The organism is Streptococcus suis YS56, from assembly GCF_000440115.1.
Taxonomy (GTDB): domain Bacteria; phylum Bacillota; class Bacilli; order Lactobacillales; family Streptococcaceae; genus Streptococcus; species Streptococcus suis_L.
Map to the genome: position 1 here is coordinate 1 of NZ_ALMY01000059.1, position 825 is coordinate 825.

General features: G+C 37.9%; 1 protein-coding gene and 1 pseudogene. Both read left to right on the forward strand.

From position 1 onward, the window contains the following. Window positions 1-79: pseudogene (locus SST62_RS01000000111625) on the forward strand (galactose-6-phosphate isomerase subunit LacA); the annotation flags it as partial. Between the two features lie 26 nt (window positions 80-105). Further along, entirely contained in the window at window positions 106-621 is a 516-nt protein-coding gene (lacB, locus tag SST62_RS0106950) for a galactose-6-phosphate isomerase subunit LacB (RefSeq protein WP_018031055.1), read from the forward strand. The last annotated feature ends 204 nt before the right edge of the window (window positions 622-825 follow it).

The window sequence follows — 825 nt, forward strand, 5'->3', positions numbered from 1 at the left end:
TGTTAAAGGATTTGTTGAAGGTGAGTATGATGGCGGCCGTCACCAAATTCGTGTTGATATGCTAAATAAAATGTGCTAATTGTTGTAAACAAAGGAGAATAAGAGATGAAAATTGCAATCGGTTGTGACCACATTGTAACCTATGAAAAAATCGCTGTGGTAGATTATTTGAAAAATCAAGGATATGAAGTATTGGACTTTGGGACTTATGACAATGTTCGTACTCATTACCCAATCTTTGGTAAAAAAGTTGGTGAAGCTGTTGCAAGCGGACAAGCAGATTTGGGCATCTGTATCTGTGGAACAGGTGTTGGAATCAACAATGCTGTAAACAAGGTTCCTGGTGTTCGATCAGCCTTGGTTCGTGATATGACCTCAGCACTTTACGCGAAGGAAGAGTTAAATGCCAACGTCATTGGTTTTGGTGGCAAAATTACGGGTGAGTTGCTCATGTGCGACATCATTGAAGCCTTTATTAAAGCAGAATACAAACCAACTGAAGAAAATAAACGTTTGATCGAAAAGATTGCTGCAGTTGAAACGCTCAATCAAGAGCAAGCTAATCCAGAGTTCTTTACAGAATTTCTTGAAAAGTGGGATCGTGGAGAATACCACGACTAGGAGGCTCACATGATTTTGATATTTATAAACTAGATATCTTTCAGTCGGACTACTGACTTTTGATGAACTGCTTCACATTAATTTTTTATTGCTAACGAAGCTTTCTACTACAATATTTTATAAAGCAATAGTAACCGCCCAATAACAAAGTGTATTGAAAAAGGCTCCAAAGTCCTGTCGACTCTGGAACCTTTTTCTATTTAC